Below are 16,934 nucleotides of genomic sequence, written 5' to 3'. Positions count from 1 at the left end.
TAAATAAACAAAAAAACCACCAAAACAACACTTCCACATTATAAAAATAAAAATAAAAGCCTAAAATACATATAGATATATATTTTATAAATAAAAAGTAAGTGAAAAATAAGCAATATAAATATCGAAAATGAGAATTATCCAAAGAGAAAACCTGAAAATAAAATCAAAAAAAATATTCTAACAAGTGAAATTTACAAGCAATAAAAAATTACACTCAAAAACACACCGATAACAAACAAAAAATTAACATCAAGTTAAACATATGTAATGCAACGTAAGTGTTCATATAGAAAAATGACATTTTAAATTCGGTGTACATGAAAAAAATTCTTCATCAATGTCGATACTTTTAGCGACACCTAAAATTTGATTAAAACGACAGAAGGAGTATTAGGCTAGTTGTACTTTATTAGTGGGCTGTTGTTCTTTGAGGTATGAATTTGGTTCAAATTAAAGGCTTTAATTACGCAAAATGAGCAATGCAGCATAATAGCTTATGTCAGTTGTGAATGACAAAATAGTGGAAGCCTTTGGGCAGTATTTTTTATACGTTATCAACAGGCTTACATAGAATAACCATGGGTAAGAGCTCAACCTTGGAAAATATCCGAACGACTGCTGCAAAAACAAATAGCAGCACACTCTAACTTTACAGAACACTTCTTTTTGTGCAGTTCAAGACAAGCGCACATACACAATGATAGCTATAACGTACTCAACGCATACATACCCAAAGGTGAGCTGAGCGTCACATTTGGCTTACCTAAGTTCAGGTTGGTTATGCTTGGTCAAGCTTCAAAGTCCCTCTATTTTTCAGCCAATTTGACTTTTTACGTTTACCGTTTAGTAATTTACCCAACGCAGTATAACGAACAAACGCATGGTAACTAAGCAAAGAAAGTATTGATGTAACGAAAATATTTACCATCATTTTACTATAAATAGGCCAATCCACGTCGTATAAAAAATAGCTAACGAGCAGAACTATTGGCAAATGAATTATATATACCCAATATGCGCTGTCAGCTAAATAACGTAGCCAAGGTTGGTAGCCAAAAACCCAACGCTTAAAGAAGCCAAATAACGCAAAACTCCATAGCCACCCCCATAGGCCATAACAATACGCAACAATAAAATTATCAACTTGACTGCCTTGTTGATAAAGAAGTGGCTCTATTAGTACCAAGGTCGTCAGCATCATAAAGCAACCTAATAGCGTATATCGCCCCCAACATCGTTGAAAGTGGTTCAGCCATATTCGCCTAAATTTATAAACCATCAGGCCAAAATAAAAATAGGGAACATAGTGTAATAACTGCAAAGTATTTGGCATCAACGCACCTTCAGCAGGGATCATTCCTCTTTCAAAGTGACTATCTATATATGCGATCAGGGCTGCATAAATAATCAGCATAGCAGGATGACTAACCCAATATCGAAGCTTTTTGAACACCCCGCTGTTTGGCAGAGGTGACCAATAAAATAGGGGGATAAGTATTAGATGACATAGCAATAAATAGTATAAAAACCACAAATGACCTAAATTAAACGGATAATCTTTTGCTTTGGTAATCCAACTTTCATCTATTGCCACACCATGAGATTGCATAAGCTGCAAATACTCAATCTGAATAAAACCAAGTAGATATGAAATAATCGGCCCAAAAATCAGCAGCGGAACACCAATTCTTAACAAACGCAGTCTTATGGTTTCCACAACGCCTTTTCTACCTAATATCGCAGCCATAAAAAACCCCGATAAAATGAAAAACAACGGCATTCTAAAACTATGAATTGAAAAAACCAGCATATCTGCCCACTCACTCAAAGCGGGTTCTCTGAGTTTTTGTGGCGTATCAGAAGCCATTTGCAGCATAGCAACATGAATAACTACACCTAACCACATTATGTAGGCCCGTAAATTATCTAAATAATGAACACGGCTTCGCGCTGTTTTATTAATCATCCTAGATATCTCTTAAGTATTGTCTGCTAAAACATCACGCACAGTTTTACTGGCACATAGTTGTATAACCGCAATACTCGCGCCACTTAATGCAGCCAACAGAATACACAGCATGCTTAAAGCAATTGCGGCTTGATATCGATACTGCTCTATATCTAAAATATTATTAAACACAGCGATAGAAACGACTAAAATTATCGGTACAGCCATCACTAAACTAAACGCTTGTGAGTCAGTTACGTGCCCTACCCCTGTTAGGTGTATATGACCAAGAATATGATCCAAACGTGCCATTTGCCCCACCTCTAACCACAACCAAAGAGCAACAAACGCAGCTGAGATATAAGTGCTTCCTATAAGTGAGCTGGTTTCGACATAACCATCTTCATCTGCCAGACCTAAATAGTATTTAACAAAAAATGTAAATAAGGTTGCAACTGCAATCAAACTCCAAGGAAGCAAATGAAAACGAATAATATGATCACTGCTTTGTGCTTCGTTATACGGCTTTTTGCGATGTCGAAATGCTTGTAAGACAGCCTGAGACAGCGGCACCGCCGCATTTATAATGAGCCAACTGGCAAAAATAAACGTGGCGATTATCATCGCCAAAAATAACAGCAATAAGTCAGTAAAGCTCTGCGCACTGGCACTGTAGCAAAGAGCAATAATAAAAGCGGTAACAAGCATAATTAGGAGTTTATACCAAGCCACATACTGCCAAGCAGACGTTGCTAACTTTTTATTTCCTGTATTAGCTATTTCTATATTACGCTTTTGCGCTTGTACCATCACCTGCGATGCTATTTTAGTAAGACCATTTACCGCAACCGTGCAGGCGCATGCAGGTACGATAATTAAACACAGCAAATACCAAAATACTTGATAAGACTCAAAATATGGCTTAGTCAATATAAAAAGCAACGCTACAGCCGCCACTTCCAAAACACTTAGCATCAACACTCTTAGCAAATAACGCGGGTATTGCGCTTGCACTAATTCAATTAGTTGATTCACTCGTGTGCTCCTATTGACTCTGGCTTTTTCAATGCTAACTGTTGAATCTGACTGTTTAACCACAGCATCACGTCATCAACAAATTGCTCAGAAAAACCATCTTCTTCCCATAATGACAGTTTGATTAGCCACCATAGCGAGGGAGATAAATGCCCAAATTCACTATTTTTTAATAATGTATGATTGGCATTTTTATATACTTTTAATTTCAATTGCGTCTCGTTACTTGCAAAAATTTGCTGGTACTGAGTCACATTGTCAGCAACGTTTACATTGCTATCGTGATTACCAAATGCAACGAACAATGGTTGCTTAACGCTCTGTAAATCCTCAAGCGCATCGGCACCAATATTTTTCTGCACAAACCCATAACGTTCGGGGCTCATTGCTGACTCAATTCCATCAGGGTGCGCCGTGCTTAAAAACTCAATATAGGCATTGTGATCGTCGCCTTGTGAGATCAATTGAGAAACTTGACGAGCTTGTGCTAATTGCTGGTTCTTTTCCCGCGTTGTAACACCTTCTTTTTGTAACCGTGTTTGCGTTAAAAACGCACTTTGCTTTAACCAATTAATCGGCGTTGATACAAATACAGCAAAAGACAACTGCGAAGAGTTTTTAAGTGCTTTGGGCATCACCCATCCAGCTTGAGAAAAACCGATTAAACCAATAGGTACACCTGCCAAGTGGGGAACCTTACGCAACTTAGCAACCGCTTGATGGATTTCATCTGCCCGGTTTTGCATATTTTGCTCAAGCCAGTTTCCGCCTGAGCCACCCACACCCGCTTTATCCCATGAATAGGAAGCGATTCCTTGCTTTGCTAAACGCTGCCAAAGTGGATAATAATACCCAAATGCACTGCGCCCCATTGCGCCATCCCCATGTACAAATATCATCAATGCCCGTGGGGATTGCGTGTTCGTTGGTAATATCAAACTGCCTGATCGCACGGTGTTATTAACGTTAAAATCAAGATCTTCATTCTTGTATGGCGCACTGTCTAGCATCAATATCAACACCAGAATCAACCCAGCCCCCCCTAAAAAAAGGCTCCACCTGCCATACATTTTTGAAGCAGGCCCATCAACATGTGTGACGTTATTTTCCTGAAACATAGGTGCTCCTTACCTAAAACCCTTTTGAACTTACTTTTTTCTGGTTGGATATGGTATTAGCTGGTATTTATTACACTTGTGACACTAAAGTGCTCTTTCAAAACAACCATCTAAATATAAATATCACCGCAACGCTTCATCGTGCTAAAAATATAAAATAAATCATAAGACAATTTAGATTAGATGGGCGCGCGTTAATTTTCTCTGCCCATCTAAATCTATATTTAGTTACTGCGAACAAACCTCTGCGGAGACTTGTTTCTGTGATTGACTAAAAGCGAGTAAACAAGCGCCACCAACGCCTAGCAAAACAGCGTATATAATAATGACTGCGGCGATGGTTGTTAGCCAAAAACCACTACTCAGTACTGGTACAAAAAAACCTATTACAAAAAACAATAACCACGGTATAGACCCTGCGCCAAGTATCATTCCAACTAGGTCAGAGTATGAAAATTTGCCGACTCCTGATAAAACCATTGGTTGGAGTTTCATGTCTGCTTTTATCGACTCTAAAACTGTGTGGCAACTCCAAAAGCCAACAAATGACACACTAATAAAGCTGTATACAGCGACACTAGACAAGCTCACTTCACCTGCGTCTGCAACATAACCTAGGTAGTACTTACTCATTAACAAACCAAAAACCAATGTTGTAAATACTAACCAAGGTAAAAAATGGTAAGTTATCAAAAAATCAATACTTTTTGCTTCATCCAACTGTTTTGGTGCACGAGCTTGTTGTAAAGTGCCTGCTACTAGTCGTATCGCATACCGCTCAAATAACATCGCACTGCCAATAAAAATGGCAATCCCCATTAAAATTCCAAGCACAACCATCACCACAATGCTCTTAGAACTCAAGTAATATAAAGTCGCACACCCTAATGCAGGCAGCACAGTCAACAAACCCGCAGCAACACTTAAACACTGCCATTGATGAAAGATTGGTTTATCACATAATGTCGATATAGGCACAGCACTCAATTCAGCTTCATGTGCTAATACTGCACGCCTTAGCTTACCCAAAGCAGATGCTGCTTCTGAAAATATGTACATCGGCAGCAAAATTAAGAAAAAGCCATACCAAAAAGTATTCAGTGTCTCAAAGAAGGGCGTGATCAATAATATCACCGCAAATACAACCAGTACCTCTAATACGCAGGAGAACAACATATCCCACATTGCACTTTCGCGTTGCTTTTTATACCAATCAGTTACGTTATTCTCCATTGGTACTTCCTCCCCCATTAGTTAATTGGGTATGGTTTGTGACCCAGCTCAACACGTCATCAATAAATCCTTCCGTGAAGCCTTCGCTGCCAAGCCAATTCATTTTGACTCCAAACCATATGGAATCCTTGCTTATGCCTGAGAAGTAATCATTTTTAAACAAGGCATGATTGGCATCTTCATAGACTTTATATTGATATGGCCCCAAAAGGGTATTTTGGTAAGTACTAATACTATTTTGAACATCAACAACTGCATCTGAATCGCCAAATAGTGCCAGTACAGGTTGTTTAACTTGCATCAGCGCGCTACTTGCATCGACATGCATATTATTAATGACAAATTCATAACGCTCTTTAGTCATAGACTGTGAACCATAGCTTTGTGGTGCGCTTTGAGTAACGAATTGCTTGTATTGTGTATAAGGCACTTTTTGTTTTAAAAGTGCATCTAAAGCAGTGTTATAATCTAGGTTTTGGGTAAGTTCCTCGCCTTCCTGACCAACTGATTTCAAGCGCTGAACAGTTTGGTAATGGCCTTGTTGTTGCCAATTCACCGCAGTTGATACCATGATGGCATATTTAAGTCGCTCATCTTTTGCAAGCACTTGTGGTAGCACCCAACCTGCTTGTGAAAAACCAATCACACCAATACGCTGACTATCTAGATTTGGCTGTTGCGCTACCCAATCAATAGCTGCGCTTAACTGCTGCGCGCGTTCAGTCATAGTTTGCTCAAGCCAGTGTCCATCAGACCCCCCCACGCCTTGCTTATCCCAAGATAAAGAAGCTACGCCAGCATCAGCTAGCGCTTGCCATAAAGGTGCATAGTAACCATAACTACCACTGGATATTGGCCCATCACCATGAACAAAAATAAGTACGGGCAAGGGAGTGTGACCGTCTCTTTTAGGTAATACGAGCGAGCCATATAAAGCGCTATCTTCGTTATTAATTTCCACGGCTTTTCTGTCATAACCTGAAAGCCAAAATACAACCACAATTAGAGTAATCAATAGCCCTATTGCGCTTTTAATCATCGGATGCATTGATATATTCTCATCAGTTATTTAATTATCATAAACTTCTACGCCCTGCTTCCTTTCACGCTGCTTCAGTATAAATTTCCCCCATTTAAGGTCAATCAGAACATGGGCAATTTAACGTTTTCCTTACAAAGCCTTACTAACATGAGATCACTTACGCACTTTGTACTTCCTGTACACCCACGTCGGTCACTTGGTCAAGTAAAGCGTAAAATTCATCACGTAGCAGCTGCTCAGCTTGCGGCGTTAAGCATTGATGAGATAAGCGTATCCCAAAACCATTAACCGCATGCTTTTCAATATAAAAATTTATTGCGCTTTGTTCCCACTCGCTATTATCTGGAGGTGGCGGAAAGTCTAATTCTCGGCGTAAAGTTATTTGACATGCATCATTATCAGTTGTTTGAGTTTGTTGAATTTCATTAGTTTGTTCATAAAATGATGGCAACATGTTAACGTTAATTGTTAATGCTTGATGCTGCGCACCATCTCGCATTATTTTCTTATCTTCTTCAATATCGCCAGCCGCAATTGCTGCGAAGTCAAACAACGCTTGGGGGTACAACCCAGCTTGCTTAGTTAGAGTATGATATAGACCACTTGTTTGTTTAAATAAGCTCAACCACCATGGTGTCTTGTCTAGCTTTTGTTGCGCAACTATCGACAGCGGAATACTCCATGGCACATGCCTATATTGATAAACAGCTAAAGTTGTTTGCTTTACTTGTAAAAATAATTCATTTAAAGACTGCCCTTGTGCTATTTGCATGGGCACTGGCAACGAGGTCAACATAGCGCCATATAAATCACGCGCCCCTTCTATATCTCGGTTTTCCTGCACAGTTGTTAAACAAAGGTGTTGATTGCCCGTCACATCACTCATCACTTTGCCTATTAAAGCCAAAAATACCATCTGCTGAGTTAATTTGAATGTTCCACACCAGCGCCCTATCAAGCTTAACTGTGCTTGTTTTAAAGGAATAAAAACGCCTCGTCGGCTACGGTCACTGATATCTACAAGTGAGGAAGCAAGATAAGTTGGCTTGATAGATTCTAATTGCTTTGCCCAAAACTCACGCGCTTTAACACTTTGTGCCAATCTAGCTGCTTGCTCCTGCGCAACATAATCAGCTAACGCTAGCTTGCTGGCTGTTCGCAATGACAAACCTTGATTTGCTTTTTGGTACAATGTTTTTAGCTCAATATCTAATTGATGCAGTGCCGCGCCATCCATTGCAAAATGAGGTGTTACTAACATCAACAAATGTTTTTGGGGAGCCAATTTGACCAAACAAGCTCTCAACAAAGGAGGCTTCACTAAATCAAAGTTCGCCGCACAATAGCGTAAATATAATTCCCCCAAAGAGGCTGATTGAGCATCCAAGCACAAGTCACTCAAATCTTCATAAGGGAGATGAAAATATTCATAAGGACATACATATTGTATCGCACACCAATCATTGACCGACGTGCGCAAAATTTCATTATCTTGTAGGAGCGCGTTGATGACCCTCTCAACTAAATCAGGGCGCACTACCCCATCGAATTCATAAGGTAAAAAGTGATTCGCCGTTTCTTTAGTAAGCTGATAGATGTACCAAAAGCTTAGCTGTCCATTCGTTAGCGGTATCGCTTGTCTATTTTTATTAATACGAATATTCATGATACGACTCCTTCACTTGCAAGCGATGAGTGAGTTGCGACCAATTCACTGAGCTTTGCCACTGTTGGCCTTTCCAGCACATCTTTTAAAGATAACTGTGTAGAAAATTGCGCATTAAGCCGGTTAACAATCTTAAGTGCCAATAGTGAGTGCCCATGCAAACTAAAAAAGTCATCATGCAAACCTATCGGAGTGATATAAAAGTAACTTTGCCAAATCTGTGCAATACGTTTTTCAATGCTCGTTGAGGGCGCTTCAAAAGGCGTATCTAGCTCTGGGCGAGGTATATATTGCGCATTATCGAGCAGTTTCGCTTGTTCAACAAACTGAACTGATGAGGGATCCTTTAATAACAACTCATCAATGATGATCCGATGTAATGGCTTAGCTAAAGATTTCAAGCTCTGGGAAACCTGCTCAGCATTTATCTCGTTACCCGCTAAAACAAAGCTCGAAAAAGTATGTTGCTTACTTTGTTGATGCCAAAACTCTGTGCTGCTCGTCAATGCTGCGGTGCAAGGACCTTGTAATAGCACCAAAGCGCTCAGGAGTGAGTTTTTCGATAACTGAGCAAGCAGCTTTGAGTAACTGGCTCTTTGCGTGACTTGCCTTAGTACATTTTCTGGCTGGCTAAATGCGGGCTCTGTGGCTACCAAGTTAATGCATAAATCGCTGTTTAATAATTGTCGCTGCTTGTGTAAAGACAGCTTTGGCGTGTCTGTATGCCAAGAGCAGTTCACCCCTTCATCTAAGTAGTTTTTAAGCAAAGTGATAATTTGGCTATACACATTGCCTTCCACATGCTTTTCAAGCCATTGCTCCCACTCTAACTGTATTGGAAAACCGACTGGCAATACCACATGTATATGTTCACATGTAACAGGTAAGGTTCGAGCAATTGCAACACCACGGGGTTGTTCTATACCTATGTAAACCACTTTGCGATAACTAGGGGTTGTTTTATCTGATACCATAAAACGAGTATATGATGCTGCAAACAATTGTTTGTGCATCACCTTAAATTGACTCGCGTCACTATGTATTACTTGAGCAAACATAGCACTCGATATAACACCATTTTGAAAACGTTTAGCCACGCCAGTCTTTATATCATACTGTAAGGTTTTTGGCGCCACAACGAGGCCAAGCTCTTGATATCGTTTAGATAAATAATCAAGAGTGTAACTTACTATTTGAATACAGCCCTGTTTAGCTTTACTGCTGCTACCCACGTACAGTAGCATCCACTTAGTATTAGATAACGCAACATGGCTATCAAGTGCTTGCCAACTGGTGCGCAGCTCGCGGCTAATAGCAGCGTTTAACCAACCTGAGGGCTCTGTGCAAAACAAAGATAACCTTGCATCTACCCAAACCAGCATTTTTTGGCTCTGCTTTAACACATACTCTTGAATTTTATTAAAATGTTCAGCCTGCGTTAGATCAGCATAGAGGGTACGCTTGCCTGATACTTTAAACTGCGGGGCATAATGTACATACCACACATTTTGCTCATTAGCGCTAAAACAACGCTTTATTTCATTTACCGCTTTACCTGATGGCATTAACAGCACTGTATGGCTTTGTAGTGCATCTCGAGATGCAACTTTAGACCAGTTTTGCTCTCGCCACTGAATGCTTTTCACTTGATTTAATGGTAGTTTGTAACGCGTTGTTGCGAACGCATAACCGGGTATTGAAGCAGGTGAAAAACGTTGCTCAAAGAAGCGCTCACTATCAATATTACTGCCGTTACACCAAAGCTGTACAATTAAGGCGTGTAAATCAGACGCTGGAGTTAGCTGAAAATATTCAGCTATCGTCAGGTGATGATTATCACAAGCCTCACACAGTGCGTGCCAAAATGCCTCAAACTGCCAATGCTTCGCGGTAACTGGCTCATTTGAGTCATTGCACAGAAGCGTATAGCGGTTTTTTGTTGATAAGGTCGCTACATCAGGGAGTTGCCGATTAATGAGTAATGCCAATGCTTGATTTGACGTTAACACCCCCGCCCACTGCGCAAGTGTAATGAATAATGGGCCTGAAGCATGTAATTGCTTAAACTCAATCCCCATTTGCGATAGTCGAGATAAAATACTCAACCACGCAGCGTGATTGAGTAGTTTTTCTATATCGCTATTTTCTTCTGTTTTTACTCTAAGTTGATGCCATATTGAAGTTGACTTACACAGAAATTCACACTCAAATGATAACTCTGATAAGTGGTGCTTAAACTTGGCGTTTAATGCCTCATCATTTTCAAACAAGCGCTCCCAAACAATTAAATCATTTTGCTCGAATGCACGAATACTAAACACCTGCTGTGTATCTACTTTTATGATATTTACATCACTTAGAGCCTGAAGTGCATGTGTATCTTGTGATGAGCAAATACTTATTGCAAGGCGATAAGGCATCGCTTCTTTGGCGTTTAATAATGTCCAACTTAGCTGTGGCAAATTGCAGTTGCGCTGCTTATTTAACCAAACTAGCAAACTATCTCGATTACGTAAAACCGCTTGAGGGTCCTTCGCACTCATAAACAAGATATGTTTAGCTTTCTTCACTTGTGGTACGGGAACCGATTCAGCGCGCTGTAATAGCACATGACCATTTGTGCCACCAATACCAAAAATGTTTAAGCCCGCAATTAAAGGCTTTGCTTGTGACCAAGGGGTAACTTCTTTTTGTAAATAAAACGGACTATTAGCTGAACTTAATTGTTCTAGTGGCTGCTCACAATTAATAGTAGGTAGTAATTGACGATGATGTAGCATCAAACTCACTTTGACTAAGCTGGCTAGCCCAGAAGCAGCATCTAAATGCCCGATATTGCCCTTTACAGAGCCAAGTGCGCAAAACTGGTTGGCAGTGTTTTGACCGTATACCTGCTGCAATGCTCTTAGTTCTACCCCATCCCCAAGCTCCGTACCTGTGCCATGGGCTTCTACATAAGACACTTCATGAGCTTGAACATCTGCATTAGCCATCGCCTGTATTGCCACTTCAGCTTGACCATTAACAGACGGTGCGGCATAGCCCAGTTTATCCCTACCATCATTATTAAGTGCGCTGCCTCTAATAACCGAATAAATTCTATCGCCATCTGCTAGTGCATCTTCATAGCGTTTGAGCACGATGGCTAAAGCGCCACTGCCTGGCACCATGCCTGTAGCATTATTAGCAAACGGACGGCACAATCCATCGGGGCTCAATGGCCCACCGGGTGTCGCGGTGTACCCTTCATAATGCGGATAGCCAATACGACTGGCCACCACCAAAGCGTGTTCACAATCACCACCATTCAGTGCTAAACATGCATAATGCAATAAAACAAATGAGGTCGAACAACCAGTCATTAAAGACAGTGCAGGACCATTTAAGCCAAGCTGATAGGCTAATTTACTGGCAAATAGCTCCTGCGAGTTATGATGGATGAGTTCGTCAACCTCCACTGAACTATCGAGCTTGTCTTTATGACTAATACCATGTGTTAAATAAGCACTGGTTGGCGCACCAGCATAAACACCTATATGAGCTTGGGTACGCTGGTTAATTACTCCTGCATCTTCAAGTGCGTGCCAACTTATTTCCATACTTTGTCTAAGTTGAGGGTCCATCATGCATGCTTCGCGCGCCGCCACATCAAAAAAGCCAGCATCAAAGCCATGGACATTATCTAACACACCACCCAAGTTAGCACTTTGATCAGGGTAACGTTGTTGTTGCATTTTAAGCACATCTTTACCTGCGAGGAGGTTTTCCCAATATTCATCGAGTGAACTTGCTCCTGGCACACGAGCTGCCATACCAACAATTGCAACCTCTAAACCCGTTACCGTCTCCATGCTTATGCCCTTTTAGATTGTCTGTTTCTGAGCTTGAGCATTCTTGCTCGCGCATCTTGTTTGCTTTTCGACTTGTTATTATCAGGCTGTGACTGTGTTTGATCGACACCGCTTATGAACTGACAAAAACGCTCAATTGAAGGGTAATTAATCAAATCTAATGTCGTAATAGCACTCAATGCCAACGTACTCTGTTCACTTAAAGGACGCTGCTCAGGCAGCGCTTTGAGTTTGCTGAGTAAAGGTAAAAACAGTAACGAATGCCCCCCAGCATCAAAAAAGTTGTCTGTATCAGCAACAGATGTGTTTAACAATGTTTGCCAAATTTCTCGTACACCCTCACGCAATGATGACTCCACCTGCACTTCATTTTGACTTTGTATATCATCGCTTGCCTGCTCTAGAGCGACAGTCTCAGCAGCTAGCGACGACTCGCCCTGCAAAGCCTCGCCTAAACACTGTGCAATCGAGCTATGTGTAAAATCTTGATGCTGCGCTTGAGTATTCGTGGCCATTTGCGCAAATACCGCCATATACAACTCACCTAATGCAACCACTTGCTCTGAGGTGAGTAAATCATTGTCATAGTCCAGTTGTAATGACACATCATTGGCTTTTAATCCTGACGATAATGTCAAGTGTTGGAAGTGAACGGTTAATGCAAAGTTGGTTCCTTCATGCACTTGATCTGTTTGCAAATTATTCTCAACGGTTAAGCCAAGTGTCGGGCACAACGCTTCATAAACATGAAAGTCCATGTAGTTGAATAATACATCTTCAAGCAGTGACGTTTCTCGGCCAACCAAACGCTGTACTTCTGATAATGGGAATCGACGATGTGGAATAAGATCACACTCTAGCGCAAAGGTATCTTTGATTAAAGCATGCCAAGAACCATCGATGAGCTGCTGCCTAAACGGTAATGTATTGATAAATAACCCATACTGCTTATCACCACCTTTACCTTCATAACGACCGTTGGTAGGGATCCCGGTTAAAATATCTCGCTGAGCCGTTACTAAACTCATGACTTTAATATGCCCTGCTAGCAGCACACTTTTAAGCGGTACATTGGCTTGTTTCATCAAGTTTTTTAAGCCGTTATACACCTTGTCTTCAATACGAAGGTGCACCGCACGCAATTGTTTAGACTCACACATCGCATCGCTTTGTAAAGGCAACGCCAATGGCTCAAAATCGGCCAAATAGTTACGCCAAAACGCAATGCTTTGTGGATTGTTAATGGTGGCCTGTTCCGTCGCTACAAAATCGGCATAACGCCAATTCAACTCAGGTAAAGCAGTGGCTGACCTACGCCCCATTTTTTCAGCGTATAGATTGAAAGCATCAACAATTAAGGAGTGATAACTCCAACCATCAAAAATTGGATGGCATTCCGTCATGGTAAATTGGAAGCTATTATCGCTTCGGTGCTGGATAAAAAAGCGCAATAGCGTTGGTTGTGTTAAATCAAAAGGTGACGCTTTTTCTTGTTCAATCAGCGCCATAACTTGCGCTTCTTGCTCGGCTTCTGACAATGCTGATATATCGGAAAATACAACAGGTAGCACCGCATGAGCATGCACACATTGAATAGGTTGATAAGCATTATGTAAATCAAACCCTGTGCGTAATATTTCATGATGTGCAACAAGCGCTTGCACAGCCTCATTAAACAACGCTTCATTAAGTGCATGGTCCAAACGAATATGCGAAGTACCTGTACAGTGATAAATGTTAGATTCTGGCGCTAGCATCATGTGATAGAACATGCCTGCCTGCATACCGCTTAGCGGATATGCATCAATCACATCATCACTTAGTAACGCCTTTTGTTGGTCACTTATCATGCTAAATGCGGGCACATTTTTCACCACGCCCATCGAATCTGCATCATTGTGATTTAGATAATTAGCCAGCGCTACCAGTGTTTGGGTTTTGAAAATCTGCTCTAAAGGTAAAGCTATCCCTTGTTGCTCTAATAGTTCATTAACTTGTACCGCTCGTAGTGAGTCGCCACCAAGCGCAAAGAAATTATCGTTGATGCTAATTTTGTCCACATTCAATACTTGCTGCCAAATTTTGGCAATGCCAACCTCTATTGCACTGCTCGGTGCGATAAATTCTTGTGCTAACGTGCTTCTATCTACTTTAGGCGCTGGTAATGCTCTGCGGTCAATTTTACCGTTGATGGTCAGTGGAAACGTATCTAAGGGCATAAAAATCGCGGGGATCATATATTCTGGTAATATGCTGGCTAACTGCTCTCTGAGCGCTTGCACTGATAATTGAGTTGCGACCACATAAGCGACTAGTTGCGCACCTTGCTGACCTTCCTCATGACTGAGCACTAAAGCCTCTTCAATGTCAGTACAGCTTAATAAGGCGTTTTCAATCTCACCTAACTCAATTCTAAAGCCACGAATTTTAACTTGGTGATCCGCACGTCCTTGATAAATAAGATCTCCCTGATTATCCACTTTAACCAAATCACCAGAGCGATAGAGCGTAGTTTGTGTGCTGTTAAATGGATTCTCTAAAAAGCGCTCAGCCGACAGCTCTGCTCGATTATGATATCCACCAGCCACGCCAGCTCCCGATACAAAAAGTTCTCCGGTCATACCAATTGGCACAGGCTGTAGCCATGAGTCTAATACATACATAGACAAGTCAGGGATTGCTTCACCAATTGGGGCGGCTATGCGCCCTGTTAACAACTCAGCCGATAATTCTTGGTACGTAACATGTACCGTGGTTTCGGTAATACCATACATATTGATTAATTTTGGTTGTTGATCAGAGTATTGCTCAAACCAGCGCGATACCGATGGAATATCTAACGCTTCGCCACCAAAAATAACATACCGTAATTGGTGCGGTTGTCCCACTGCAGCGAACTGCTTAAATGCTGATGGAGTCTGATTAAGCACGGTGATTTTATATTGCTCAACCCACTTAGCAAACACATCAGGGGCACGGGTGACCTCTTTTGGGATCACAACGAGCTTTGCACCATATAGGAGTGCGCCCCACATTTCCCAGACAGAAAAATCAAAGACACTAGAGTGAAATAAGCTCCACACATCTTGGCTGTTAAACTCAAACCAATGTTCGGTGGCGCTAAACAATCTTAATACATTGCTATGCGTTGTTATCACGCCTTTTGGTTTACCCGTAGAGCCAGACGTGTAAATCATATAGGCTTGATCCGAGGGCAAAATAGTACAGGCTAAATCGCTCATATCAGCCTGCGCGATTTGCTGGGCGTCAGTATCTAAACAAACTTTGGCAATGTCTCTGTGTGTAAATAGCCCAGCGCTTTGCTGATTACAAATAACTACATCTACATCTGCATCATCTAAAATATAATCGAGTCGTTGCTGGCCTGCTGATGGGTCAATTGGCACATATGCCGCGCCCACTTTTAACACAGCTAAAATAGCCACCATGGTATTAACGCTCGGTGATAAACAAATGGCTACTTTAGCGCCTTGTGTCAAGTGCGGTTGCACCATAAGTAAGTGGTGTGCAAGTTGATTAGCGCGCGCGTTTAATTGTTGGTAACTTAATGATTGGTCGCCATCTGTGATTGCCTCATTCGTCGCAAACCGTGTCACTATTTGCTCAAACCCAGCACTGATGCTAGTAACTTGTGGCGTGTAATCATTAGGTTTGGATGCAAACCTTGCCAGTTCAGCCGCTTTATCTTGCGCATTTAACAAAGGAAGCTGATACAAAGGCAATTCAGGCGCTGCAACAATCGCTGTCAATAACTGTGTATATGAGGCTGCAATTCGCTCAATGCTCTGCGTTTCAAATAATTCAGTGCTGTATTCTAGTGCCAAAGACACCGTATCAAGATTATCTTCTATCGACAAAGTCACGTCATATTTGCTGGTGTCATTGTGAAGTTGATAACCACTGACGCCTAATTCAGATAGGCCATCATCACTGTGGCTATCATGTCGATAATACGCAAACATTAGCTGGAAAAAAGGAGAAGTATCTAAACTTCTTTCACCGTATATTTCACTCACCAACTTGGCAAACGGCAACTGTTGATGCTCCCAAGCATCTAATACCGTATTTTTAACCTGTGCTAAGTACTCGCTGAAGCTGTGCGTTAAATCACACTGTGTGCGATAAACCACAGTATTAACAAAGTAGCCAATAATTGGCTCAACTTCTGCCATATCACGCCCTGCGACTGGAGAGCCAACAATAATATCTTCTTGGCGCGTATAACGACTAATAAGCACTTTAAAAGCACTGAGATAAATATTAAATGCGCTGGTTTGTTGTTGCTGAGCCAATTCATTGACTGCAACCGCCAGCTGCGCTGGTAACGAGAGCTCTAATTGCTTGCCTTGGAAGCTAGGCTGAGCTGGGCGTACTTTATCAGCAGGGAATGTACAAGGTGCAACATTAGCCAATTGCTCACGCCAAAATGCAAACTGCTGCTGGAAGTGTTCGTCATCTACTTGCTCGGCTTGCCACTCTGCAAAATCCCCGTATTGAAGTTCGAGTGTATCTAACTGGACAGCTTGCCCCTTGGCTAACTGCTGATAACTTTGCCATAACTGACGCTTGAAAATATCCGCCGACCAGCCATCCGTTATAATATGATGGAATACAAACAGCAACTTATCTTGTTGCGGCCCAACTAAGCGAATAACACGAAATAACGGTGCATTTGATAAACTAAACTTTTCTCTTGTTAAGCGGCGCATCACATTTGCTTGTTCATCTACAGCACACTCAAGTTCTTCAATCTGCCACTGCAATTGAGGTAAAATGATTTGCCTAACTTCACCTTGTTGAAACTTAAACACCGTACGCAAAGATTCTTGCTGCTCCACAATCAGTGATACTGCTTGGGTTACTAAGTCATTACGAATTGATTTTTCTATACAAAACGCCTGACACACGTGGTTATGGCCGGTGCCTGAAAATAGTGTTTCACTGAGCCACATACCTTGCTGGGCCATTGAAACTGGAAAAGAAAGTTGTTCAGTCATTATGTTATCCTCATCAGAGC

At 41.4% G+C, this 16,934-nt stretch carries 8 protein-coding genes; all 8 read right to left on the bottom strand.

Annotation, left to right across the window (positions count from 1 at the left end; translation table 11 throughout):
- Positions 1-781: 781 nt before the first annotated feature.
- Positions 782-1,969, bottom strand: coding sequence for an acyltransferase family protein (locus OCI93_RS01665; protein WP_261591648.1), 1,188 nt, complete (start codon positions 1,967-1,969; stop codon positions 782-784).
- A 12-nt stretch (positions 1,970-1,981) separates the two neighbouring features.
- Positions 1,982-2,986 carry a hypothetical protein gene (locus tag OCI93_RS01660; RefSeq protein WP_261591647.1) on the bottom strand — a complete coding sequence of 335 codons (1,005 nt, stop codon included), beginning with the start codon at positions 2,984-2,986 and terminating at the stop codon, positions 1,982-1,984.
- Entirely contained in the window at positions 2,983-4,104 is a 1,122-nt protein-coding gene (locus tag OCI93_RS01655; RefSeq protein WP_261625623.1) for an alpha/beta hydrolase family protein, read from the bottom strand. The genes OCI93_RS01660 and OCI93_RS01655 overlap by 4 nt, the downstream gene beginning before the upstream one ends.
- 228 nt (positions 4,105-4,332) lie before the next feature.
- On the bottom strand, positions 4,333-5,337 hold the full coding sequence (locus OCI93_RS01650) for a hypothetical protein (protein WP_261625622.1): 1,005 nt from the start codon (positions 5,335-5,337) through the stop codon (positions 4,333-4,335).
- Complete coding sequence (locus tag OCI93_RS01645; RefSeq protein WP_261625621.1) at positions 5,327-6,385, bottom strand: alpha/beta hydrolase family protein; 1,059 nt, start codon at positions 6,383-6,385, stop codon at positions 5,327-5,329. Before OCI93_RS01645 ends, OCI93_RS01650 begins: the two co-directional genes overlap by 11 nt.
- Before the next feature lie 151 nt (positions 6,386-6,536).
- Positions 6,537-8,045 (bottom strand): condensation domain-containing protein, encoded by a 1,509-nt coding sequence (locus OCI93_RS01640; RefSeq protein ID WP_261591643.1) that lies wholly within the window; start codon positions 8,043-8,045, stop codon positions 6,537-6,539.
- Positions 8,042-11,896, bottom strand: coding sequence for a beta-ketoacyl synthase N-terminal-like domain-containing protein (locus OCI93_RS01635; RefSeq protein ID WP_261625620.1), 3,855 nt, complete (start codon positions 11,894-11,896; stop codon positions 8,042-8,044). Before OCI93_RS01635 ends, OCI93_RS01640 begins: the two co-directional genes overlap by 4 nt.
- A 2-nt stretch (positions 11,897-11,898) precedes the next feature.
- Complete coding sequence (locus OCI93_RS01630; protein ID WP_261625619.1) at positions 11,899-16,914, bottom strand: non-ribosomal peptide synthetase; 5,016 nt, start codon at positions 16,912-16,914, stop codon at positions 11,899-11,901.
- Positions 16,915-16,934: the final 20 nt, after the last annotated feature.

This window comes from Pseudoalteromonas holothuriae, from assembly GCF_945859825.1.
Lineage (GTDB): Bacteria > Pseudomonadota > Gammaproteobacteria > Enterobacterales > Alteromonadaceae > Pseudoalteromonas > Pseudoalteromonas holothuriae.
The sequence above is the reverse complement of the archived record's forward strand: the minus strand, read 5'-3'. Positions and strand labels throughout refer to the sequence as shown.

Coding starts and splice junctions, on each gene's coding strand:
- OCI93_RS01665 (WP_261591648.1), bottom strand. CDS start 1,969: ATGATTAATAAAACAGCGCGAAGCCGTGTTCATTATTTAGATAATTTA.
- OCI93_RS01655 (WP_261625623.1), bottom strand. CDS start 4,104: ATGTTTCAGGAAAATAACGTCACACATGTTGATGGGCCTGCTTCAAAA.
- OCI93_RS01650 (WP_261625622.1), bottom strand. CDS start 5,337: ATGGAGAATAACGTAACTGATTGGTATAAAAAGCAACGCGAAAGTGCA.
- OCI93_RS01645 (WP_261625621.1), bottom strand. CDS start 6,385: ATGCATCCGATGATTAAAAGCGCAATAGGGCTATTGATTACTCTAATT.
- OCI93_RS01640 (WP_261591643.1), bottom strand. CDS start 8,045: ATGAATATTCGTATTAATAAAAATAGACAAGCGATACCGCTAACGAAT.
- OCI93_RS01635 (WP_261625620.1), bottom strand. CDS start 11,896: ATGGAGACGGTAACGGGTTTAGAGGTTGCAATTGTTGGTATGGCAGCT.
- OCI93_RS01630 (WP_261625619.1), bottom strand. CDS start 16,914: ATGACTGAACAACTTTCTTTTCCAGTTTCAATGGCCCAGCAAGGTATG.